The following is a 22542-nucleotide window of genomic DNA, read 5'->3' as shown; positions in this document are numbered from 1 at the left end:
AAGTTCCAGCTGCGCAAAGTGGCGCTATGTGGAATTTCTGGTTTGTGCGTTCTTTCGTTATTGACTCTATCTTAGAAACCAACTAGCTCCATTCCGTACGCAAGGTGAATAGCTCACGCAAATCACTCTCCGACATCTCGGTGATCCAGCTCTCGCCTTTACCTACTATCCCTTCAGCAAGACCGAGCTTGCCTTCCATCAGCTCATTGACGCGTTCTTCAAGCGTACCAATGGTGATGAATTTGTGTACTTGAACGTTGCGCGTCTGTCCAATGCGATAAGCCCGGTCGGTTGCTTGATTCTCGACAGCAGGGTTCCACCAACGGTCAAAGTGAAACACATGGTTGGCAGCAGTTAAGTTAAGCCCGATTCCACCGGCTTTGAGCGAGAGGATGAAGATATTGTTCTGATTTTCTTCAGGCAGTGTTCGATCTTGGAAGTGAGCAATCATCGCATCGCGCTGCGTCTTAGGTGTAGATCCATTTAGGAAAATAACATTCTCACCAATCTCTTCCTGCAAAATGCGCTGTAATAAGAAACCTGTCTCCACGAATTGTGTGAAAATCAGACACTTATCGCCTTCTTGCCGAAGCTCCTGTACCATCTCCGTTAGACGCTCCACTTTATTGGAACGATGCTCCCAAACGGCTTGTGGACCTTCTTTGAGCAGAAGAGCAGGGTGATTGCAGAGCTGTTTTAACTTTGTTAATGCGGTTAGAATATGGCCGCGACGCTCCATCGTGGACATTTTGTCAATGCGAGAGAACATATCTTGGATGTAGTTCTCGTAAAGAGAACTCTGCTCGGCAGTAAGAGAGACGAACACTTTCGTCTCGTTCTTCTCAGGCAGATCAAGCTGAATCGCAGGATCATTCTTCACACGGCGCAGCAGGAAAGGACGCACGAGCTTTTGTACAGAAGCAAGGGCTTCAGGATCACGTACCGATTCGATCGGTGATACGTAACGATGCGTGAAGTCCCGTAATGTCCCCAAGTATCCAGGATTAATGAACTCGAAGATCGACCATAACTCGGCGAGCCGATTCTCAACAGGAGTTCCTGTCATCGCAATCCGATGGAAGCCTGAAAGCTTACGGATTGCAGCAGATTGTTTCGTATAAGCATTCTTAATGTTCTGGGCTTCATCTAGACAGATTGAGTCCCAATGAATCATATTCAGTTCTTCTTCGTCGATATGAGACAAGTTGTACGAAGTTAGTACAAGATCGACTTCGTCTTGCATGACATCCGCGAAAGTTTGCCCTTTCAAGCGCTGAGGTCCGTAATGCAGATGAACACGTAGTGTAGGGGCAAAGCGCTTCAGTTCCATTTGCCAGTTACCGAGTACGGAGGTTGGACAAATGAGCAGCGAAGGTGTTGATTTAGGTGAATCTGGATGAAGGGCTTGGTCTGCTGCTGCGCGGTCTTTGACGGATAGTAAGTAAGTGATCCATTGAATCGTCTTACCTAGACCCATATCATCTGCTAAGCAACCACCAAGTCCGAACTGTCGTAAGAATAGTAGCCACGAAGCACCTTGACGCTGATAGTGCCGCAGATCCCCTTGGAATGCAGCAGGGGTTACGACTTCAGGAATATGCTTGGTGTGTACTAATTTATCAATCATCTGTTCCAGATGTTCAGTGAGTTCAACTTCCATATCGAAGCGAGCACGGTCTGCTTCAAGTTCAGCATCTTCATCGACAAAAGCATCGGAGCGGTTGTTGCCGCCTGTTCCGAGCAAATGTAGGGCAAGCGCATCGCGCAGGGATAGCCCTTTGCTCTGCTGAAGTTTACGGATCGCAGCACTAATTTCGCTGAGTGCTTTGGGATCAAGTTGGATCCATTGACCGCGGATTTGTACCAAGCTGCGTTTTTCATTAAGCAACTGAGTAAATTCATCTTCGGTTAACTCTAAGTCACCGATGGCAAGCTTCCAGTCGAACTGCATGAGCTGCGTAATGCCGAACAGCGACTCCCGCTGGCGCACTCCTGCTGGATTCAACTCCGAGCGAAGCTTCGCTCGCAGCCGTGGCCGCAGCCGCCTTACACGGTCCCACCAAGCCGGCAGGAACACGGTGTAACCTGCCGCGATCAACTTGGCGCTGCCTTCCGATAGGAAGCGCCAAGCCCCATCGTGCCCGAGCACGATGGGCAGTTTCGCCGACCCATCATGGTCGGCGGTTGTCAGCCATGGCAAGAGGCGCAGCCACTTGCCGGTGTCTTTTTGGACCCGATCAATATCCGGGGTCCAGTGTTCGGGCAGCGGCGCTTCCTCCGGTAGGAGGGCCCCGCTGCCGTCTACTGCGCGGATGATGCTGCCATCCGCGCGATCTTGCAGCAGCACGCGGAGCTGCCAATCGCGCCTGCCTTCAGGCTCTACGAGCTGAATGCAGGTGCGGAAAGCGGCAGCATCGTGCTGCCAACCGATTGCGACGAGCCAGTCGTCCTCGTCGAGCCATAGATCATGCGGCACTTCGCCCTGCCGCATGCGAGGGAACGCCTGCTCCAGCTGGTGCAGGCGCTCAGCCCCGCCGTGGACCGCGATCCACGCGGGAACGACAGCATCCATCCAGCGCTGGGCATCTTCGCTCACGAATGATTGTGCATCTTCGGGTAGATCTAGTTTCCAACCGACTTCACCTTTGCGCCAATGCTCATAGCTGGGTAAGAAACGTTCGCCAGCAAGTGCAGAGTGGACAGCAGGTGCTAATCGTCGGATGGCTTCTGCGCTCTCGCTCCATTTGAATCGAACATGTTCCACACAGCTAGGAGCTGTGAAATAATCAAGGGCCTCGATAGGTTCGAGTTCGACCCCTTCGATTTGCCCCATTTCTTTTTCCTCAATTAGCGTCCCATAGAAAGAAGGTTCGTGCCAAGCAAATAGCATATGCTTCAGGTCCAAGGCTTCCCAAGCCCCGCCGCGATCCCGCATTCCCCATAAGAATAGAGAGCCGTTAGGCATCGAAGCCGTATGAACCGTCAGCGCAGATGTATCGATCATAGCTTCCACGGTCCTTTCATCAGTTCGTCTTGGAACGCGCGAAGACGCGCAAATTTGTTTTGCAATCCTTCCAGATAGAAGTGCCAAGCACCGAGCTTACCGAGTTTGGCATAATACTCATTTAGTTTCTTTAGCATAGCAAGTGCTGTTTTGTAAGATGAACGATTCTTCTCCAGAATGAGTCGTTCAATCGCTTGATGGTAAAGCGGGAGCAGTAACTTGCAGTCTGCTTCCTCGACAGTTCGTAATTCTACGTTGTATAAATTGAGCGGGGATACCCGCGTTGCTAACTGTAAATCAACCCACTTGCGGTACCGCTTGGTTTGTAATAGATAGGCTGTGTAGTAATAGTAAGAGCGAGGCAGAAGTGTCTCCATCGCTTGTACCCATTCGTGATCAGATTGCAGCTGTTTCGCCGCATCGCTCCAGAATTGGCATAACGCACGGAAATCTTCTTGTGCCACCGTATGCATAACAGGTAGCAGCCACTGCAGCCATTCTTGAAGTGCTGTCCAGTTCCCTTGCTCCCGATTATGTTTTAAGTACATATAATAATCGCTCGGCGTACAAGTGTGGAGCTGTTCTAATCGATCAAATGCAACTTTAATTTGATGCTCCATCACGTCAAAATGTGCTCGAGCAATAATAAGTACATCATGCTGCCGTTCGGTTAGTTTCTTCTTATCGAGTGAAGTTAGAAACGCATCAAGTCGCTTTTTCTCATTCTCAATGAGTGTTGTCTCCGAGGTGAGATTCCACCAGATTAGTCGATAAATTTGCAGCCAATCCACAGGTATGGTTCGACCAGACAAGGCATATTCGCTGAGTAATAGTAAGGTTTCTTGCCAAGCACTCGCATCTTTTCGTTGGATAGTTCCCATCTCTTCAGCTTGCATCATATCGAGAAGTCGCTGTTCACAAGTTGTAACGGCGGCTGTACTACTCGTTTCGTGATACGAAGAAAGGTAGGCAGACTTGGTAGCCTCATAGAAGTTTTCGATTCGGCGCAAGGCAAACAGTGCAATATTGACACAAAACAGTCTTTTGCGCTCTGGCTTGTTCCAGCTGCTTGCAAGTGGCAAGAGTAAGTCCCACACTGCGGATGCGAACATCTCGAACGTATATTGATGAGAGATCACAAACCCATTAAATCGCCCTTCGAAATATCGCTGCCACTTCGTTGGGCAATCATCCATCTCGGGGAGTATGTTTGCGTCCTTTTTCTCATCTAATCGTAACTTTGCTGCACGCTGCGCTGATTTTTTGGCTAAGTATTTTTTTAATTCTTGCAAAATCATCTCTGGACGACCTTGCGTTGCATAAATGGCAAAGATCACAGCAGCCATATGTACACAAGGTTTTGGATCGGTGCAGGCACACTTGCTGCGCGTGAATTCATCGAGATGAACACGTACATTCAGGGGCTTTTTTTCGCGCACGGAAGCAGACACTAGGTTTTCGTCTAGGAGATCAAGACTTAAGACTTTGCCCTTATGAAAAAGAGTCCAGCCCTGCTCGACATCGTCCCATTCGTGATAGTGCTTTAACTGCTTCAATAAATACTCTATGCGATTTTTCGGAATGTGCAGTTTCAGCATGAAGCGCCCCTCCGACAGTAAAGGAATGTTAGAAAGCTATCTCCTTATAGTACCAAATTTTGTGAAGAATTGCCCCTATTCTTTTTTAGTTTTACCTCATTCCGGGCTCTAATTCATTTACATGGGCACATATGTTACACTCGAAGAAAAGGATCGAAAGGATCGTGTACAAATGGGAGTTAAATTCGGTAGAGAGTACAGCGACATTCAGAAGGAACTAACAGCAGCCATTTCGAAAATCACAGATGTGCATGTCTTTTTGGAAATGGAAGCAGCAGATTGGGATCTACTTGCAGAAGATGAGCAGTTGGAGTGCATCGGCACCCTAACAGATGATCTCTTCTATGCTCTAGGCACAGAGCCAGTTTGCCATGTTGGATCTGGAAGTGTGCGCTACGATCACGAGCGTCATGTCATCATTGTGCGTTCGTCCGGTGGGCTTGCGACCGTCATTTCATTAATATAAAAATGTGGCGTGTTAATAAGTCTGGTCACTGCGAATAAAAGAAGTACTTCCGGTCTCCGTGAAATCGTGAACTTTGAATTTATTATTAGGTATGTTCACTCTTTCAAAGTCGAACGCTAACGCTCCTCCAGTTGCTTCTTTTATTCTCCGTTTGACTTATTACCCCGCCTACTCCGAAAGGAACAACTAATCGCCTATGGCCATATTTAATCATGCAAAAGAAGTTTTGCAAAAATATTACGGCTACCCCGACTTTCGCGCGGGTCAGAAGCCGATCATTCAATCGCTGCTAAATGGACATGACACCCTCGGCATTATGCCAACTGGTGGTGGTAAGTCCATCTGTTATCAGGTTCCTGCCATGCTAATGGAGGGAGTCACACTCGTTATTTCACCGCTCATCTCCTTGATGAAAGATCAGGTTGATGCGCTTAATCAAGTTGGCATTCCAGCTGCATTCATCAATTCTAGCTTATCAGGCAGTGAAGTTGAGCAGCGGTTGCGCGCGGCAGCGCGGGGCGAGCTTAAACTTCTCTACATCGCACCCGAGCGTCTTGAATCGGTGTGGTTCCGTGAGCGAATGGCAACCATGCGCATTCCGTTCGTAGCGGTAGACGAAGCACACTGTGTGTCCCATTGGGGGCATGACTTCCGTCCGAGTTACGTGAATATCGCACCATTTATTGAAGAATTGCCTAACCGTCCACTCGTAGCGGCATTTACCGCAACAGCGACAAGTGAAGTGACGGTAGATATTGCAAAGCTGCTTCGTCTTCGGGAGGCTGAGATTCATGTATCGGGCTTTGGACGTGAAAACCTCGCACTAAACGTACTGCGTGGTGAGAACAAACGCGATTACGTGCTTCGTTATGCGAAGGAGCATACGCATCAGCCCGGTATTATTTATGCTGCAACACGTCGAGAAGTGGAAGAAGTTCAAGCTTTCCTTGCCAAGAATGGCATTTCCGCAGGCAAGTATCATGCAGGACTATCAGACGATGAGCGGATTCATGCACAAGATGCGTTTATTTATGATGACATTCGCGTGATTGTTGCAACCAATGCCTTCGGAATGGGGATCGACAAATCGAATGTACGATACGTGATCCACTACAACATGCCGAAGAACATGGAGAGCTACTATCAGGAGGCAGGTCGTGCAGGCCGAGATGGTGAGCCGAGTGACTGTATGCTGCTGTTCTCTGCGCAGGACATCATGACGCAGAAGTTCTTGATTGAGCAGGGGACGCAAGCCGAAGATCGCAAGGCGAACGATTATCACAAGCTGCAGACGATGGTCGATTACTGCTATACGCCGCAGTGTTTGCATACGTATATCTTGGACTATTTTGGTGATGAAGGGGAGCTTGTGAAGTGCGGACGTTGTTCTTCCTGTACGGATGATCGGGAGAGCATCGATATTACAGTTGAAGCGCAGAAGATTTTCTCCTGCATACGACGTATGGGGGAGCGCTTCGGTATTTCTCTAGTTGCTGGTGTGTTAAAAGGATCGCGTGTAAAGCGGATTATCGAATACCGCTTTGACAAACTGCCGACATTCGGGGTACTTAACGGCATGTCGGAGAAAGAAATTTCCGATCTCATTAATGTATTGGTAGCCGATGGCTACCTGGCATTATCAGAAGGGCAGTATCCGACGGTGAAGTTGGACTGGCCAGCTGTAGATGTGCTTAAGGGTGCAGCACGAGTTCACCAGAAAGTACGCCGTATTGAGAAACGCACTGAAAATTCGGCTGCGGGCAACATGCTGTTCGAACAGCTTCGCCTATTACGCCGTGAAATTTCACAGCGTGAGAAAGTGCCGCCGTATATCATTTTCAATGATGCGACCTTGCGTGAGATGAGTGAAGTAGGTCCGACAACAGCGGCAGGTTTACTTGCGATCAAAGGGGTTGGAGAAGCGAAGTTCCGCAGCTATGGTCAGCCATTCTTAGCACTGCTGCGCGAACATGCACAAGGTGCCAGTGCAGACGATTTCGATTATTAATATTATTAAATAAAGACAAAAAGCCAAACGAATTCATGTTTGGCTTTTATTCAATCATACCGCTAATAATCAATTGATCGATAAGTGGATCAAAAGAATGTTCGGAGTAGCAAATAACCGTCTTACCCGACTGCGTAATCAGAAGAAGAAGGTTCCGTTCATTCCAATTGTTACTTCGATACAAAATGATTTCCATTATTTTTTCACGAGTAATGTTGGAATCAACCGAGACGGCTGGAATAACAGGGATCTTGGCTAGAATGCCATCAAACTTTAAAGCGAATTGGTCACATATCGTTAAGTGCTTCAATATTAGCTGTACTTCCGCATGTATGGAGGGACTCCACTGCGTCTGACTAATCACTTCTTCTTTCGTTGTATCAAACACTTCAACATATGCAGCAGGAGTCTGGTTTTGGCTAACTGGTTCAGCGTGTGCATGGTGAATGTGACATACAAACAAAGTCATACACATCATATAGAATACAATTTTCTGCATGCGTTCACCCCTATAATAGGATGCCTTAAAAAAAGAAAAACATCTGCAATTCCAGAGGAATGAACAGATGTTTTTTATTATTTTCCTATCCATACCATACAATGCACTTCAATAAGTCCTGCTCGGCTGCCGCGCTCGTACGTATCCGTGATCACAAAGCCCACTTTCTCATAGGCCTGAATAGCACGTTTGTTCCAAGTCAGCACTTCAAGATCAATTTCATGGTCTGGATTACGATGCCTCGCTTCGTTAATGATCGCAGTTAGAAATGCATGGCTATGTCCTTGATCACAGAGATCAGGTCGCAGCCCAAGACCGAGCCGCGTCACCCCAGTGATCGGGAAATATTGCACATATCCACTCACTTGCCCGTCTTCATCTAAAGTTACTGCATACTGTAATTGTCTAATTGCAGGATCCGCAAATTCAGCCTCGTCACGCATCATCTGCTCCCATGACGACCAGTTGTAGCAGTCATAGGGTGCTGGATAACGCCACGTACAGATTTGCTTTCCGTGTGCCTCGAGCATGGGATGAAGATCGAAGCTTATCGCGCACCAATTATGCTGCGACATCACGTTTAGTGAACATGAGCCATGCTACGATGTGGAACACCACGAAGTAAATGGCAAGAATCGTGATGGAGAACGACAGCGTCATCTCCGGTCTAAATGGTGTACCGTCGAAGTATGACTTTAAATCTGTGTTTGCAAACAAGATATATTTGGACCACTCGTATTTTTGGAAAATGCTAACGACAGTGTTACCAACCAACATCCCGACAAGAGATAGGGCAATCGCCATGGAAGAACTGCGGAATGCAGAGGAGACCATGAATGCGAAAGTAACATACATCAGTGTGGACACAAGGGAGAAGCCATATGTCTTAAGCACACTTAGAATCATCAATCGCTCATGAACAGCACCGTCAGCTCCTACATAGATTTCAGGTGTTGAGAATCCTGTAAATCCATTCGTAGCCGCCCCAATAATGAAGGATACGATGAATGTGATCAAAGTTAAGAATAGAGCGAATATCAATGTGGCTGTGTACTTACTTATTAAGATTCGAAGCCTGGAAGCGGGACGAATCAGTAGTAATTTGACTGTTCCCCAAGTGAACTCAGCTGCGATCATATCGGCTGCAACCACAATGGTGAAGATCGATACAAGACTGATGACCAGTGATAATTCTTTTACTGTAGACCAAGCTGTTTGCTCATAAGGGTTAATATTATGCTCGAGCTGATATTGTCCAACCTTAATTTCATCTTCAAATCTCTTTTTAACAAATTCCGCCACTTCAGGGTCAGCTAACAGCTTCTTGTTTTCTTCCATCTGGTGGGTCAGTTGTGGCTTCCAATCTGCAGTCGAACCGGATTCTACCGGTGAGCTAATATGCATGAGCACAGTAAATAAGATGAGCGCAAGCACAATAAATCCAGCCATAATCCAGTTGCGCGGACGGCGGTAGATTTTCATATTCTCGTTCTGAACAAGTGGGAAAAAGTTAGACAATCTGCTCACCTCCTGTAATTTCAAGGAATTGATCTTCAAGCGATTTCGCTTTCGAAGAGATACCATAGATGTTAATACCGTTTTGAACAAGCACATTTAGAATAGTAGGAATTTGCTCACGTTCGAGTGGAAGTAAGATTCCTTTTCCATCCATAACATGGATTTGGCTGCTATCCGCATGACCTGCTAAAGCTACAATTGCAGCTTGAGGGTTATCGAGTTCGAACAACACTTTCTTATTTGCGGTTGCATCTGAACCTTCTGCATGCAGAGGGCGCACATCAATGAGTTTACCTGTTTGAATGATCGCTACACGGTCACACATGAGCTCCATCTCGGATAGTAGGTGAGAGGATACGACGACAGAGATGCCCTCTTCCTGTGTTAATTTGCGCAAGTAATCCCGTAGCTCACGAATACCTGCTGGATCTAGACCGTTAGTCGGTTCGTCGAGAATAAGAAGTTTAGGTCGATGAAGAATGGCCTGTGCAACACCTAGACGTTGACGCATACCAAGTGAGTAGCGTTTTACTTTTTCATGAATCCGATTCTGAAGTCCAACTAGTGCGACAACTTCGTCGATGCGTTCTTTGGTCACACCTTTATTCATACGTGCATAGTGCACAAGGTTCTGGTAACCGGATAGGAACTTATACATTTCTGGATTTTCAACAATCGCTCCGATTTGCGTCATCGCTTCCTCGAAGTTTTTCGTAACGGAAACGCCGTTCACAAGCACTTCACCTTCCGTCATTGCCATTAGGCCGACGATCATCCGAATCGTAGTTGTTTTACCTGCACCGTTGGGTCCGAGGAAACCGAATACTTCTCCTTTGGGCACATCAAATGTCAGATGATCAACAAGGGTGCGTTTGCCGATCTTTTTCGTTACATTACGAAGCTGCAATATCGTTTGGTCGCTCATAGCTAACCTCCTATTTATCTTAGAAAATAATTATTTCTGCGTTGATTCACTTGGTCTAGTATATAGCACAGATCTGTCTACTTTATACGTACTTACGGTGGGTTGGTTACTAGACTTTGGTCGGGGTAGGCGTATTTCGGATTATTTTACCTATAAAATGGAGAAAAAAAGGTGCCCATCAGGCTATTATGACCCTGGACACCAGTATAGATGAATATGAAATTATGCCGCGACATCCCTTTTGGTGAACATGAACCAAGAAATGAGATGGAACAGAACAAAGTAAACGGCAAGTACGAGTACCGAGAATGTTAAGGTCATCTCTGGTCGCATTGGCGTACCACCGAAGAAGACACTTAAGTCTGTGTTTGCGAACAAGATGTACTTGGACCATGTGTATTTGCTCAACACCGCAACAATTGTCGGGCCAGCGAGCAGACCAACAAGCGATAAGGAAATTGCCATGGACGAGCTACGGAAGGCAGAGGAGATCATGAAGGCAAAGGTCACGTAAATTAATAAGGTTACAAGAAGGAATCCGTATTGTTTCATGACATTCATCATCATGGACTGCTCGTGTACGAGTCCGTCTGCTCCTACATAAAGTTCAGGCGTGTTAAAGTCGGCAAATCCATTAACCACTCCACCGATAAGGAAAGAGACGACGAATGTGATAACGGTTAAGAAAAGAGCGAATTGCAGAGAAGCCATGTACTTACTCATCAGAATACGGAATCGAGAAGCAGGGCGAATAAGCAGCAATTTAATCGTACCTGCTGTAAATTCAGCCGCAATCATATCCGCAGCCACAACAATAGTAAAGATAATCGTTAGGTTAAGGAGCGGAGTTAAACTTTTGATTGTTCCCCATAATGTGTGCCGATCGGGTTTGATGTTATGCTCAAGTTGATACTGACTCATTTTAATATCTTTCTGCAAACGTTCAATCATGAATGGAGTTAGTTTCTCTGGGTTTTGCAAATCAGATTGATCATTAGCTATCGATTGAGTGACTTGTGCTCTCCAGTCTGAACTCACTGCATCGGTCGGTCTATTGATCTGCATAAGTACCGTGACGAGTATAAGCATGAATACGACAAGACCTGTCATGACCCATGTACGTGGCCGGCGATAAATTTTCATATTTTCATTTTGTGTAAGTGCTGCATAACTAGACAACCTGTTCACCTCCAGTAATTTCAAGGAATTGTTCCTCTAATGACTTGGTCTTATATGTAATGCCATAGATATTAATCCCAGCTTGTAGAAGAGTAGCTACAATCCCCGGAATTTGTTCACGTTCAAGAGGTAAAAGAATGCCTTTATGTTCCGTTACTGTAATTTGACTAGTATGAACCTGCCCGAGTAGGGCTTGAATGGCTGTGACTGGATCATCAAGTTCGAATAAGACTTGGTGAGTGAGCGCGGCTCCTTCACTATCCGTATGTAACGAGCGAATGTCGATCAGCTTACCTGCTTGAATAATGGCAACACGGTCACACATCAGCTCCATTTCAGATAACAAGTGAGAGGAGACGACTACCGAGATGCCTTCAACTTGAGCAAGATTACGTAAGTAATCGCGCAACTCACGAATGCCCGCAGGATCAAGTCCATTTGTCGGTTCATCGAGAATGAGCAGCTTCGGTTTATGAAGGATGGCTTGCGCAACACCAAGGCGTTGGCGCATGCCAAGCGAGTAACGTTTTACTTTTTCATGAATCCGATTCTGAAGTCCCACGAGCTTGATCACTTCTTCAATTCGTTCCTTGGTAATGCCTTTGTTCATACGTGCATAGTGAATTAAGTTCTGGTAACCGCTTAGGAATTTATACATCTCTGGATTCTCAACAATAGCACCGACTTGGGTCATCGCCTGCTCAAAGTTTTTCGTAACGGATATACCGTTAATAATCACCTCGCCTTGCGTCATGCCCATTAAGCCTACGATCATGCGAATTGTGGTCGTTTTACCTGCACCATTGGGTCCAAGAAAGCCGAATACTTCCCCTCTAGGGACATCAATTGTCAGTTGATCGACAAGGGTACGGCTGCCTATTTTTTTCGTAACATTGCGTAGTTGTAAGATCGTTTGGTCGCTCATAGCGCTCCTCCTATTCATCGAAACACGGTCATGTATGACTTGCTTGGATTAGTATATAGGAGCAGGTGCTAAGCTTCATACGTACTAGAGGTGGGTAGTAACCTAGACTTTGGGGATAGGGAGGGTACTGGACTTTGGACTAGGAATAGTTGGACAAATCCGATTATTTTTGTAAAAAAAGAGGGTTATGCAGGAGTGGGCGTGATGCTATAATGTAAATTAATTTAGTTTTCAAACAATTTATAGATACAGACTGTGGGAGGGATAGGCGTGGGTACAGTTGCCATACGTTCGGTTCATAAAAAGGATATTCCGCAATTAAAAGAACTCATGATTTCGTACATTGTTGATTTCTATAAGAGTCCTCAGCCTTCAGCAGGGAAGCTTGATGGACTTATTGAGACGCTACTGAAACATCAGGCAGGGATTCAATTTGTGGCGGAGAGCGAAGGTAAGCTCGTAGGATTCACGACTCTCTACTTCACCTACAGTACCCTCCGAGCATCGAAAGTTCTCGTCTTGAATGATTTGTATGTAGATGAGGCCTATCGAGGAGCAGGGGTAGCACAGCGATTGTTTCAGACTTGCAAGGAATATGCGACGCATAATGGATTCGCTTCAATTTCATGGGAAACGGCATCCGATAACGAGCGTGCACAGCGTTTTTATGAGAAAATGGGTGGTAAGAAGGGCGATTGGCTCGTCTATTCGATAGATCCGTGGAATTAGTTGCAGATTAGTTATAGAAGGGATGAGAAGCAGATGACAGCAATTGTGAGCCAAGAGTGGTTAAAGGAACGTTTAGGTGACGACAAATATATGATTATCGATTGTAGATTTCAGCTGGGTCAGGGTAACACGGAAGCAGGTCGCAAAGCATATGAGCAAGACCATATACCAGGTGCTTTTCATGTTGATTTGGAGAAAAATATGTCCGGGACAATACGAGAGCATGGGGGAAGACATCCATTACCGGATTTAGGCGAGTTCTCCCTATGCGTAGGTGATCTAGGTGTAGATTCCACGCGTACGGTTGTTGCTTATGATGATCAAGGTGGGGCTATGGCTTCACGTTTATGGTGGATGCTGAAGTTCTTGAATCATCAAGAGGTGTATGTGCTAGATAGCGGATATTCCACATGGAAAGCAGCAGGGAATCCAGTGACAAGCGAAATCCCAGTTGCGGAGAAGCGTGTATTCTCTCCAAGAGTACAGCGTCAAATGCTCGCTTCCATGGAAGAAGTTCGTGACAATCTGGGCAGTGCAGACCGTGTGCTCATTGACTCTCGTGAAGCGGGACGTTATGCAGGGGAAATGGAGCCGATCGATTCGAAGGCAGGGCACATCCCAGGTGCCAAGAATTTCTTCTGGAAAGATGCACTTGATCCAGATGGCAATTGGCTGTCACCGGGTCAGCAGCGTGAACGTTTGGAAGTATTACCAAGAGACAAGGATATCATCGTCTATTGCGGATCGGGTGTAACGGCTTGTCCGAATGTACTTGCACTACATGAAGCGGGATATGAGCAAGTGAAGTTGTATGCAGGTTCTTGGAGTGATTGGATTAGTTATGAAGATAATCTGATTGCGACGGGTGTGGAGTAAGGACGGAACTTCGCGTTATGAGTGGCTAGGGGGCTGTGGGAGGTAAGCGAGGATACTACCTGCCACAGCCTTTATTTGGATTCGGTAACTATGTAATCGATTTAATGTTTTTCCGTAAAGGAGAATCGACTGTGAATGAACAGACAACTTTATCTTCGTCTAACTTCATCATAAGAAGCGCAGTCGCCGATGACGTCGACACGCTGCGTGATGTCTTTCGCCGTGCGTCGTTGACAATCGAGGGTGACCGAGATCTTATTGCCACTCATCCTGAGTGGCTCGTGTGGGATGACGCGATGTTACCGTTCGTGCGTGTTGCTGTTGTTGCTGGACGAGTCGTCGGCTTTGCGTCGGTACATCCAGTCGATGACTTCCTCGAACTTGAGGATCTATTCACTGATCCTGACTGGATGCGTCAAGGCATAGCACGAGTCCTGATCGAGGACATTGCACGGCGAGGTGTACGTGTAGAGGTAACCGCGAACCTGCAGGCAATAGGATTTTACGAATCCGTAGGATTTGTCGCCAGAGGTGTCGTCAACACACAGGGTGGGTCGGTGCCACGGATGTACCTCGATACCACGCGCTAACAGGTACATAGTTCAATTGTGAAAGAGTTTAATATTGAAAAAATTGAGTAATAGTCGGGGGAAAGAATATGGTCGAGCATGAGATGAAGACAATTTTGGAAGGTCAAGGAATTGTATTACGTTATGCGATGGAATCCGATATAGATGAATACCTAGTTATGCTGAACGATCCAGAATCAACTCGATTAACAGGTTCGCAGCAGGAGTTTTCACGCGAGCGAATTGAAGCATGGCTGCGTAAGATCAGTATACCAAGTGATGAACGTGCCGATTTTATGATTGTGTCTACAGAAACAGGGGAGCTAATTGGCGAAGTCGTACTTAATGAAATGGATACAATTAATCGCAGTGCAAACATTCGAATAGGGATTCAAGGGACAGCTCATCGTGGGAAGGGCTATGGAACAGAAGCGATGCGCCTTATGATTGGTTATGGTTTTGAGAAATTAGGGCTTCATCGTATACATCTAGGTGTCTTTGTGTTTAACCCTCGTGCGATTCATGTTTATGAAAAACTAGGCTTTAAGCGTGAAGGGGTAGAGCGAGATGTTCTTTACCTAGATGGGGAGTATCAGGACATGATTAAGATGTCGATCCTAGAGGATGAATATCGAGTTTTGTATAGAGCAGAGTAATGGAGTATGCCTAAGCAAAATAAGAATGATAAAGGGGAATGGTATAATCGCCACTCCCCTTTTACAGTTAATTCCGATTGATTAAGAAGCGCTTGCAGCTGTTGTAATCATCCATCTAATGCCGAATTTGTCTTCGACTTGACCATACAATGTACCCCAGAAAGCAGGCTCCAGCGGGCACTTCACACTACCACCTTCAGCAAGCTTATCGAAAGCTGCGCGAGCTTCATCATCTGCTGTGTACTCCAGACATAAGTTAATTGCATTGCCTTGAGCGAGTGGTTCGAATACGGAGTCAGACATCATGAATTGTGTACCAGCGGCAACTAGAGTTAAGTTAACAACTTTGTCTTTCAGTTCTTCTTGTGCTCCAGGAAGCTGACCGTGTGTCATGACCGACAAGATCTCGCCTCCAAGTGATTGTACGTAGAACTCTGCTTGTGATTTTGCATCCTCAGATAAGATATAAGTAGAGTGTTTAGCCATTTTAATAACATCCTCTCGGGTTTAGTTTTGGTTTGTTTAACCTTGCCTTTATTAAGACAACGAACGAGAAACGACCGAATCGACATGATTTGAAAAAAAGTTTTAATTATTTTTTTAATGAATAAGACCGAGTTTGTTTTTAATAAATGTCTCCCTTTCTATGTCACAGATAATCGGGCTAATATGTTGCCATATAACGTTACATGAATAGAGGGAGGCATTTGGACAATGAGTTCTTATAAACTGGATTCGCAAGCTGGTATTGAAACAACAATAAAGCGATTAAAGAATGCAGCATTAATTGCCCTGCAGCATTATGACTTGGATTGGAAGTGTATTCGGTTTAATCAGTTATCAGATGCTTGTACATTTGTCATTCAAACAAGTGGGGAGGAAGATTTACTACTTCGTCTTCACTTCGAAAGGAGTCATGAAGAGATCACTTCGGAGATCGTTTGGCTGGATTTTTTGAATGAAAAGATGAATATTCGCCTCCCAAAAGGAATTTTGAATAAGAGTGGGGAAAGTATCGTAAGAGTTGAACTTGAGGAAGGTTCTTGTGTATATGCTTCGCTGATGCAGTGGGTGGAGGGAAAACATGAGGAAAGCGGATATTCGGAAGAACAGGCATATCAAGAAGGGATTCTTCTTGCTCATTTACATCTAGCCTCACAACAATTTGAAATGCCATCTAATTTTAAACTTCCTATATGGGGCGAGCAGAGCTTTGTTCGAGCGATGGAGCGTCTGACACAGTATCACCACAGTTTTTTATCAGATGCAGATTTACGAATATATCAACTAGCGGCTGCTCGTGTTCTTACGAGACTTGTGAGCATTCATAAAGATCATGAAAATTACGGATTCATTCATGGTGATCTACACCAAGGGAACATCGTATTCTATAATGGAGAGCCTCGCCCGATTGATTTCGGAAGATGCGGATCGGGATACTTTCTTTATGACTTAGCGCATACAATCTTGGGGCTATATCCTGTTAATCGGGAGTTTGTGATTAAGGGTTACCAAAGCGTCAAGGTGCTAAGGGATAATTGGCTCACAGAGCTTGAGACTTTTATGGTCATGGTGATGATTGAGAGCTTTAGTCATCATTCTACTGATCCTAGAGAAACAGAGAATATGAAGGAACAACAACCTTACGCGTTAGCAATCCTCAGCCATTACTTGAATGGCATGCCGTTCTTATTTAATAAGATTGATATTTAAAGATGGGAGGTGCAGAACCTATGCCAGATTGGTCGTATCAGACCATATTTCGTCCACTGCTCTTTCGATTGCCAGCAAGAGTGGCTAGGGGAGTGACGCTTCGGGCGATGCGAACGGTAAGCCAAATTCCTGGAGGTACATTTGTCATTAAGACTTTAGGTCATATGGAACCTGCACCGATTCTTGAAACGGATATTCTGGGTACAACATTTCCTACACCTGTCGGCTTATCTGGAGCAGTTGATCCGGATGGTACAGCTGTACAGGCGATCTCACAGTTCGGATTCGGTTTTGTGGAGATCGGACCTGTTACACTACATCCGATCCGGAGTGCAACTGCGATCCAGATGAAAAGACAAGAAGAGTCGATTACATATCCTTCTGAATTTGAAAATTGTGGTCTAGACGAGGCACTTCATCGTATTCGAAAGCCGAATCACCGACTCCCGCAGCTCATTCGTATTGCATCGATGCCAGAAGTAGACACAGTTCAAGCGATTAGCGAAATGCAGACCATGATGGATATATTGGCAGATGAGAAGGGGATTACGGCAATAGTTATTGAAGCAATCTCTCAAGATCGAAGTACGGCTGAGAATGAACAAGTCATCGCTCTTCTTACCAAATATGCAAAAGCAAATCAGATGAAGCCCATACTCTTATACATTCCCTTGAATTATCCAGAGTCGTTACTAGAGCCAATCCTACAAGGGGTAGATCCAGAGGCATGGAGTGGGTTTGTTATTGGTGATCGTATTGCGAACATTCATGGTGTAACAGTGGGCAAAGATGGCAAGTTACCTTGTAAATCCAAGCTTCCATTCATTCGTTCGCATGCCAAAGGAAAACCTCTACTTTTTGCAAGTGCAGGTGTGCATGAACCCGCAGATGCTTTGGAACTGGTGAATGCAGGTGCAGATTACGTGATGCTCCACAGCGGTCTGATCTATGCAGGGCCGGGTTTACCCAAGCGTGTGAATGAAGCGATTATTTATCAAAAGCTGAAGAGTGCATATCCACCACCTGAGCAATCTTTTTTGAAAAATTGGGGCTGGATGTGTCTGCTTGGCATTGGGATGATGATCGGAGGCTTCATTGCATGGTGGATTGCGGTTAGTACCGTGCTGTTACCTTATGATGAGGCGTTTCTTGGGATGACACGCGAAGAACTTCATGTGATCAACGGGCATTTGCTTCATTTCATGTCGCATGACAGAATCACGCTTGCGGGTACGATGCTGTCGATAGGCATTATTTATTATCAACTGGCTAGGTATGGTGTGAAAATGGGTCAGCATTGGGCGAAGACTGCGGTGAACGCATCAGGTGCGATTGGATTTCCGAGCTTCCTTCTATATTTGGGTTATGGGTTCTTCGATCCACTGCATGCAGGAGCTGTGGCAATTCTGCTCCCGATGTTCTTGCTATCGCTACGCAACAACCCAGATCGCTTAAATCGTAAGCCTGTGAATTTGCATAACAATGCCGTGTGGCGGAAAGCATTATGGGGGCAGCTTATCTTTGTGTTCCTTGGTGTTGGGTTATGTATTGGGGGAATCACAATTGCAATTGTCGGTATTACCGAAGTGTTTGTTCCGCAAGATTTAAGCTTTCTCGGTATGACCCGTGACAGTATTGATCGTATTAACCCTCGACTTATTCCCTTAATTGCGCATGATCGAGCAGGCTTTGGCGGTGCGTTACTAGCAGATGGGGTTATGGTTCTCATTATGTCCTTATGGGGGATTCAGCAGGGTGCGAAGTGGCAGTGGTGGACATTGCTACTCGGCGGTGCGCCGGGCTTTATAGCGGGTTTAAGCGTTCATTTTGATATTGGTTATACGGACTTTATTCATCTATCGCCAGCTTACCTTGGATGTGCCCTCTATATTGTCGCACTCATCTTGCTATATCCGTATTTAATGCGAAGCCATAAAGGCTGAGATTCGTTCACATGATGTGAGCAATCCCAGCCTTTGACAGGCAATACAGCCTCTATAAATTAGGCTTGCTTTTCCATAAGACTGCATGTTAATATTATCCAAATATTTCAAATAACCAAGATGAAGGGTAAGTAGTCGTGCGTGGATGGACTTGCAGAGAGCCGGTGGTTGCTGTGAACCGGTGTCCAGCGTAAGGTGAATGGCCTTCGGAGTTGCTTTTCTGAGACATCGTAAGGATGGAGTAGGGAAATGCCGGGTGTCCCGCCGTTATCAAGGGAACAGTATCGAAGTCTTCTTTTTAAATTAGGTAAAGAGGTTTCCGTACTGGTAGGAGATAATCAACTTGATCCGTCATGAACGGGTTTAAGGTGATTAATTAAGGTGGTACCGCGATAACTTCGTCCTTATTGGATGGAGTTTTTTTGTTGTTTATGAAAGGGGGTGATGGCCATGGAAGATGGTTGGTGGTGGCGATGGATGTGCATGCAAATCTTTTGGAATGAAACCTATCTAAGGAGTGTGTTTAATAATGAAAGAACGTATATTAACAGGCGATCGTACAACAGGCAAGCTTCACATTGGTCATTACATCGGAAGTTTACGCAATCGGGTCATGTTACAGGAACAATATGAGACATTTGTACTCTTGGCCGATGTGCAGGCACTTACGACCCATTATGATCAACCGGAACTCATTCGAACTCATCTGCGTGAAGTAGCGCTCGATTATATGGCAGTGGGGATCGATCCTGAGAAATCGACGATATTCGTCCAGAGCATGATCCCGGAAATTGCGGAACTGACAGTGTTGTATTCGATGTTCGTTACGGTGAATTTACTAAGGCACAATCCAACTGTGAAGGCAGAGTCGAAGAGTGGCAGTCTAGATGAGATGTACTATGGCTTTCTCGGTTATCCAGTTAGCCAAGCGGCAGACATTACGTTCTGCAAAGCGACAATTGTACCGGCAGGCGATGATCAGCTTCCACACTTAGAACTAACACGTAAAATTGTTCGGAAGTTTAACGAATTGTATAAGCCGATACTCTTAGAGCCAAGAGTACGATTAAGTGAGGTGCCAAGGCTAGTCGGAACAGATGGTCATGTCAAAATGAGCAAAAGTGTCGGCAACGCCATCGCGCTCAACTCTTCAACAGAAGAGATTGCCTTCAAAATCCGCAGGGCAACCACAGATCCTGCCCGTGTACACAAGAATGATCCGGGTCATCCAGATGTGTGCCCGATCTATGCGTATCATCAGGCGTTTCGGGCAGATGGTGCTGACGAAATTCGTGATGGATGTACGAAGGGAACGATGGGATGTGCGGCATGTAAGGGACAGCTCACAATAGCATTAGAAGAGCTTATTGCGCCCATGCGGGAACGCAGGTCTTCTTATGAGACGAATCCGAAGCTAGTCGATGAGATATTAATTCGTGGTACTAGGCGTGCACGAGCTATAGCGCAAGATACGATGCAGGAAGTTCGCGAAGCGATGGGGTTGAACTATTTTGACATATAAATAATAAGGTTATGGCTTAAATTGTTATAAATAAACTCACTCTTTTAGGTGGTTCAAGTCCCGTATACACTAGATTTAGATGATCCAATCAAATTGTATACAGGACGTGATCGCTTGTGAAAGTTGAGATTACATTAACCACTCAAGATGAAGCCTATATCATTAAGAATATGTATCCCCTATATCTCCACGACTTAGCGGGTCACTATGGACTCGTGCAAGGACACATTCCGAATGCACACGGAATTTTTGAAGAAGAGGACTCCTACAAGACGCTTGCAGATCAATATGAAGTACAGAGCATCTGGTGGACGAAGCCAGGGTGTTTGTATCCGCATCTCATACGTGTGGATCAGAACCCTGCTGGGTTTGCGCTTGTTGCCACGCCTCCGCATTGTGCACAGGGTGTTGATTATTTCATGAATGACTTCTTCGTACTAAGTCCGTATCGAGGGCAAGGTGTTGCCGAGCAAGCAGCAATCCAAGTGTTTGACCAGTTTAAGGGGCAGTGGGAGCTATTTACGAATTCGGCAGAGAAGAATGTGGTTGGGCAGCGTTTCTGGCGGAGGACGATAGCGGGTTATACTCAAGGTAATTTTGATGAGGTGTGTAGGAATACATTTGATGGGGTTAAAATGGTGTTTGGTTTTGATAACGAAAAATAGACGTTGCCTAGAATTAATAAGGCCGTAAAGGCTGCTTATGGCAGACCCTTACGGCCATTTCTTGTTCTAAGTTATGTCGTTTATTGCGCAGCTACAATACCTTGTGTTTGTAGGGCGGATTGTGCTGTATCATCTGCAGGATAGTAACCTTTTTCTAGTAATTCTTTGGTGTACATTTTGTTATAAATGAATGAGAAGATAATGCCAGGAATCCAAGCACCGATTCCGAATGTAAAGAAACCGAAGAGAGCAGATGTAATGAACATAATAAATGCCCATTTCAAGTCCCCTCTGAACAGAGCTGGGAAAAATCCAAAGAAGAATGTAGTCCAGCTAAATCCTACTTTCACGGTTTTTAAACCACCTGAAGCATTGCGCAAACTAATTTTCATGAACCAACTAACCTCCAATATTTAATGATTCACAATTTTGTAATAATTATATGATAAATGTAAGATATTGTCGATCTATATTTATTTAGAACGAAACGTTGGTTAATTTGTCGACGTATTTATAGTCATGAAGACCCAAATTATATGATGAAGGGAACGACCACCCGTGATGCCAAATGTCATTACAGAATGTCAGCATTTTCACATCGAGCAAGTGTTAGAGGGAATTTATGTTGCGATTGTAAAAGAAAGCTCTGGTGCTATAGCGAACGTAGGATTTATCGACCTTGGGGAGTCGATTCTTGTATTCGATTCTTTCAATACTCAACAAGCTGCACAAGAATTAAGAGATGAGATCATGAAGCTTACAGGCAAGCCAATTACGCATCTGCTTAATAGTCACTGGCATGGCGATCATATTCGAGGGAATCAAGTGTTCCACGATGTAACGATCGTATCCTCTAAACAGACCGCACAATTGATGCAGGAGATACATCCTGCAAGAATAGAAAGACAGCAATCTGATCTTGAAGGTTTACGTAGTTACATACAGTCTTTAGAAATACAAATCCAAGTACTAGAGGATAAGCAGCAAAAACTGCAAATGTCGAATCAAATCTCAGCTCTAAAGCAGCTAGAGATCTCCCTTCCAAAACTTCAGCTAACACTGCCGACCGAAACATTTGATTCAACTTGGGAAATAGAAGGTTCTAAACATCGGGCAGTGTTTCAGACGCTCGGTGGTGGTCACACTGCATCTGATTCATTTCTGTACATTCCGGATGCGAAAGTGATTTTCATTGGTGACTTAGTGGCAGTTCATAATCATATGTCAATTATGGATGGAAATGTTTCGAATTGGATTGCAATTCTAGAGCAATTACAGGACTGGGACATCGAGTATGTCATTGCGGGTCATGGTAAGCCAGGAGGGAAAGATTGGATTGCGAAAGCTGCTCAATACTTACGTGATTTAGATGAAGCTGCGAATGTACTGAAAGAACAAGGTGTAACACCGGATCAACTTGGAAACGTGGAAGTACCTGAACCATACACGAACTGGGATGCAGGGATGGTATACACACATAATTTGAAGCATTTGCTTAGTATTCATTCATAACGAGAATCCCCCGTCATCGATCTTGAGATGGCGGGGGATTCTCTCTTTTAATGGATGTGGCTTAATTGCTCTTGGATTTATGATCTTTTTTATCTGAAGATCGGGTTGTGGTGTTCTTATTTGCATGTCCTTGTTGTTTAGCCATTGTAGAATCCTCCCTCTATTAGGATTGTTTAAGCTACAGGTTAGTGTTTGATACCACTTGTGAAGTTATGCGCGCCTGTTGCTGTTACTA

21 protein-coding genes and 1 other annotated feature are annotated in these 22542 nt (G+C 45.3%); of the genes, 11 read left to right on the top strand and 10 right to left on the bottom strand.

Annotation, left to right across the window (positions count from 1 at the left end):
- Positions 1 to 82: 82 nt before the first annotated feature.
- Both NV379_RS08015 and NV379_RS08010 read right to left on the bottom strand, forming a co-directional pair.
- A complete protein-coding gene (locus NV379_RS08015) occupies positions 83 to 3004 on the bottom strand; it encodes a DEAD/DEAH box helicase (protein WP_258206786.1) in 2922 nt (973 codons plus the stop codon).
- Positions 3001 to 4602, bottom strand: a complete 1602-nt coding sequence (locus NV379_RS08010; RefSeq protein WP_258206785.1) for an SWIM zinc finger family protein — start codon at positions 4600 to 4602, stop codon at positions 3001 to 3003. Before NV379_RS08010 ends, NV379_RS08015 begins: the two co-directional genes overlap by 4 nt.
- A gap of 172 nt (positions 4603 to 4774) precedes the next feature.
- On the opposite strand from NV379_RS08010, the gene NV379_RS08005 reads away from it, so the two are divergent.
- The gene (locus NV379_RS08005) at positions 4775 to 5068 is read left to right on the top strand and encodes a hypothetical protein (protein ID WP_258206784.1); all 294 of its coding nucleotides are present in this window, start codon (positions 4775 to 4777) and stop codon (positions 5066 to 5068) included.
- Between the two features lie 196 nt (positions 5069 to 5264).
- Positions 5265 to 7076, top strand: a complete 1812-nt coding sequence (recQ, locus tag NV379_RS08000) for a DNA helicase RecQ (protein WP_258206783.1) — start codon at positions 5265 to 5267, stop codon at positions 7074 to 7076.
- Between the two features lie 46 nt (positions 7077 to 7122).
- Here recQ and NV379_RS07995 read toward each other — a convergent pair whose 3' ends face one another.
- The 6 genes from NV379_RS07995 to NV379_RS07970 all read right to left on the bottom strand — a co-directional run bounded on the left by NV379_RS07995 (position 7123) and on the right by NV379_RS07970 (position 12122).
- Entirely contained in the window at positions 7123 to 7575 is a 453-nt protein-coding gene (locus NV379_RS07995; RefSeq protein WP_258206782.1) for a hypothetical protein, read from the bottom strand.
- 77 nt (positions 7576 to 7652) lie between these two features.
- Complete coding sequence (locus tag NV379_RS07990; RefSeq protein WP_258206781.1) at positions 7653 to 8105, bottom strand: GNAT family N-acetyltransferase; 453 nt, start codon at positions 8103 to 8105, stop codon at positions 7653 to 7655.
- Between the two features lie 31 nt (positions 8106 to 8136).
- Complete coding sequence (locus NV379_RS07985) at positions 8137 to 9102, bottom strand: ABC transporter permease (protein ID WP_373426093.1); 966 nt, start codon at positions 9100 to 9102, stop codon at positions 8137 to 8139.
- Entirely contained in the window at positions 9086 to 10018 is a 933-nt protein-coding gene (locus tag NV379_RS07980; protein WP_258206779.1) for an ABC transporter ATP-binding protein, read from the bottom strand. The genes NV379_RS07985 and NV379_RS07980 overlap by 17 nt, the downstream gene beginning before the upstream one ends.
- Positions 10019 to 10240: 222 nt before the next feature.
- A complete protein-coding gene (locus tag NV379_RS07975; protein WP_258206778.1) occupies positions 10241 to 11197 on the bottom strand; it encodes an ABC transporter permease in 957 nt (318 codons plus the stop codon).
- Positions 11190 to 12122 carry an ABC transporter ATP-binding protein gene (locus tag NV379_RS07970; protein WP_258206777.1) on the bottom strand — a complete coding sequence of 311 codons (933 nt, stop codon included), beginning with the start codon at positions 12120 to 12122 and terminating at the stop codon, positions 11190 to 11192. Before NV379_RS07970 ends, NV379_RS07975 begins: the two co-directional genes overlap by 8 nt.
- A 270-nt stretch (positions 12123 to 12392) precedes the next feature.
- Here NV379_RS07970 and NV379_RS07965 point away from each other — a divergent pair, with 270 nt between their 5' ends.
- From NV379_RS07965 to NV379_RS07950, 4 genes are all read left to right on the top strand, one after another.
- Positions 12393 to 12851 carry a GNAT family N-acetyltransferase gene (locus NV379_RS07965; RefSeq protein WP_258206776.1) on the top strand — a complete coding sequence of 153 codons (459 nt, stop codon included), beginning with the start codon at positions 12393 to 12395 and terminating at the stop codon, positions 12849 to 12851.
- 33 nt (positions 12852 to 12884) lie between these two features.
- Positions 12885 to 13727, top strand: coding sequence for a sulfurtransferase (locus tag NV379_RS07960; protein ID WP_258206775.1), 843 nt, complete (start codon positions 12885 to 12887; stop codon positions 13725 to 13727).
- 131 nt (positions 13728 to 13858) lie between these two features.
- Positions 13859 to 14317, top strand: a complete 459-nt coding sequence (locus tag NV379_RS07955) for a GNAT family N-acetyltransferase (RefSeq protein ID WP_258206774.1) — start codon at positions 13859 to 13861, stop codon at positions 14315 to 14317.
- Positions 14318 to 14400: 83 nt separating this feature from the next.
- On the top strand, positions 14401 to 14952 hold the full coding sequence (locus NV379_RS07950; protein ID WP_258206773.1) for a GNAT family N-acetyltransferase: 552 nt from the start codon (positions 14401 to 14403) through the stop codon (positions 14950 to 14952).
- Between the two features lie 81 nt (positions 14953 to 15033).
- Here the strand turns inward: NV379_RS07950 and NV379_RS07945 are convergent, their stop codons facing one another.
- A complete protein-coding gene (locus NV379_RS07945) occupies positions 15034 to 15438 on the bottom strand; it encodes a VOC family protein (protein WP_258206772.1) in 405 nt (134 codons plus the stop codon).
- A gap of 228 nt (positions 15439 to 15666) precedes the next feature.
- Here NV379_RS07945 and NV379_RS07940 point away from each other — a divergent pair, with 228 nt between their 5' ends.
- The 4 genes from NV379_RS07940 to NV379_RS07925 all read left to right on the top strand — a co-directional run bounded on the left by NV379_RS07940 (position 15667) and on the right by NV379_RS07925 (position 20795).
- The gene (locus NV379_RS07940) at positions 15667 to 16665 is read left to right on the top strand and encodes a phosphotransferase enzyme family protein (RefSeq protein WP_258206771.1); all 999 of its coding nucleotides are present in this window, start codon (positions 15667 to 15669) and stop codon (positions 16663 to 16665) included.
- A gap of 20 nt (positions 16666 to 16685) precedes the next feature.
- Positions 16686 to 18608, top strand: coding sequence for a dihydroorotate dehydrogenase (locus tag NV379_RS07935; protein ID WP_258206770.1), 1923 nt, complete (start codon positions 16686 to 16688; stop codon positions 18606 to 18608).
- Between the two features lie 108 nt (positions 18609 to 18716).
- Positions 18717 to 19017, top strand: a binding site (T-box leader).
- Between the two features lie 120 nt (positions 19018 to 19137).
- Positions 19138 to 20130 carry a tryptophan--tRNA ligase gene (gene trpS, locus NV379_RS07930; RefSeq protein ID WP_258206769.1) on the top strand — a complete coding sequence of 331 codons (993 nt, stop codon included), beginning with the start codon at positions 19138 to 19140 and terminating at the stop codon, positions 20128 to 20130.
- A gap of 116 nt (positions 20131 to 20246) precedes the next feature.
- On the top strand, positions 20247 to 20795 hold the full coding sequence (locus tag NV379_RS07925) for a GNAT family N-acetyltransferase (RefSeq protein WP_258206768.1): 549 nt from the start codon (positions 20247 to 20249) through the stop codon (positions 20793 to 20795).
- Between the two features lie 80 nt (positions 20796 to 20875).
- On the opposite strand, the gene NV379_RS07920 is transcribed toward NV379_RS07925, so the two are convergent.
- Positions 20876 to 21187 carry a DUF2628 domain-containing protein gene (locus NV379_RS07920; RefSeq protein WP_258206767.1) on the bottom strand — a complete coding sequence of 104 codons (312 nt, stop codon included), beginning with the start codon at positions 21185 to 21187 and terminating at the stop codon, positions 20876 to 20878.
- Between the two features lie 169 nt (positions 21188 to 21356).
- Between NV379_RS07920 and NV379_RS07915 the strand changes: the two genes are divergently transcribed.
- Positions 21357 to 22307, top strand: coding sequence for an MBL fold metallo-hydrolase (locus NV379_RS07915; RefSeq protein ID WP_258207171.1), 951 nt, complete (start codon positions 21357 to 21359; stop codon positions 22305 to 22307).
- Positions 22308 to 22542 lie beyond the last annotated feature (235 nt).

Origin of the sequence: Paenibacillus radicibacter (assembly GCF_024721995.1) — a bacterium.
GTDB lineage: Bacteria > Bacillota > Bacilli > Paenibacillales > NBRC-103111 > Paenibacillus_AM > Paenibacillus_AM radicibacter.
This window is presented reverse-complemented; position numbering and strand designations above follow the sequence as displayed.

Coding starts and splice junctions, on each gene's coding strand:
- NV379_RS08005 (WP_258206784.1), top strand. CDS start 4,775: ATGGGAGTTAAATTCGGTAGAGAGTACAGCGACATTCAGAAGGAACTA.
- NV379_RS07970 (WP_258206777.1), bottom strand. CDS start 12,122: ATGAGCGACCAAACGATCTTACAACTACGCAATGTTACGAAAAAAATA.
- NV379_RS07945 (WP_258206772.1), bottom strand. CDS start 15,438: ATGGCTAAACACTCTACTTATATCTTATCTGAGGATGCAAAATCACAA.
- recQ (WP_258206783.1), top strand. CDS start 5,265: ATGGCCATATTTAATCATGCAAAAGAAGTTTTGCAAAAATATTACGGC.
- NV379_RS07995 (WP_258206782.1), bottom strand. CDS start 7,575: ATGCAGAAAATTGTATTCTATATGATGTGTATGACTTTGTTTGTATGT.
- NV379_RS07980 (WP_258206779.1), bottom strand. CDS start 10,018: ATGAGCGACCAAACGATATTGCAGCTTCGTAATGTAACGAAAAAGATC.
- NV379_RS07990 (WP_258206781.1), bottom strand. CDS start 8,105: ATGCTCGAGGCACACGGAAAGCAAATCTGTACGTGGCGTTATCCAGCA.
- NV379_RS08010 (WP_258206785.1), bottom strand. CDS start 4,602: ATGCTGAAACTGCACATTCCGAAAAATCGCATAGAGTATTTATTGAAG.
- NV379_RS07940 (WP_258206771.1), top strand. CDS start 15,667: ATGAGTTCTTATAAACTGGATTCGCAAGCTGGTATTGAAACAACAATA.
- NV379_RS07935 (WP_258206770.1), top strand. CDS start 16,686: ATGCCAGATTGGTCGTATCAGACCATATTTCGTCCACTGCTCTTTCGA.
- trpS (WP_258206769.1), top strand. CDS start 19,138: ATGAAAGAACGTATATTAACAGGCGATCGTACAACAGGCAAGCTTCAC.
- NV379_RS07960 (WP_258206775.1), top strand. CDS start 12,885: ATGACAGCAATTGTGAGCCAAGAGTGGTTAAAGGAACGTTTAGGTGAC.
- NV379_RS08015 (WP_258206786.1), bottom strand. CDS start 3,004: ATGATCGATACATCTGCGCTGACGGTTCATACGGCTTCGATGCCTAAC.
- NV379_RS07920 (WP_258206767.1), bottom strand. CDS start 21,187: ATGAAAATTAGTTTGCGCAATGCTTCAGGTGGTTTAAAAACCGTGAAA.
- NV379_RS07950 (WP_258206773.1), top strand. CDS start 14,401: ATGAAGACAATTTTGGAAGGTCAAGGAATTGTATTACGTTATGCGATG.
- NV379_RS07915 (WP_258207171.1), top strand. CDS start 21,357: ATGCCAAATGTCATTACAGAATGTCAGCATTTTCACATCGAGCAAGTG.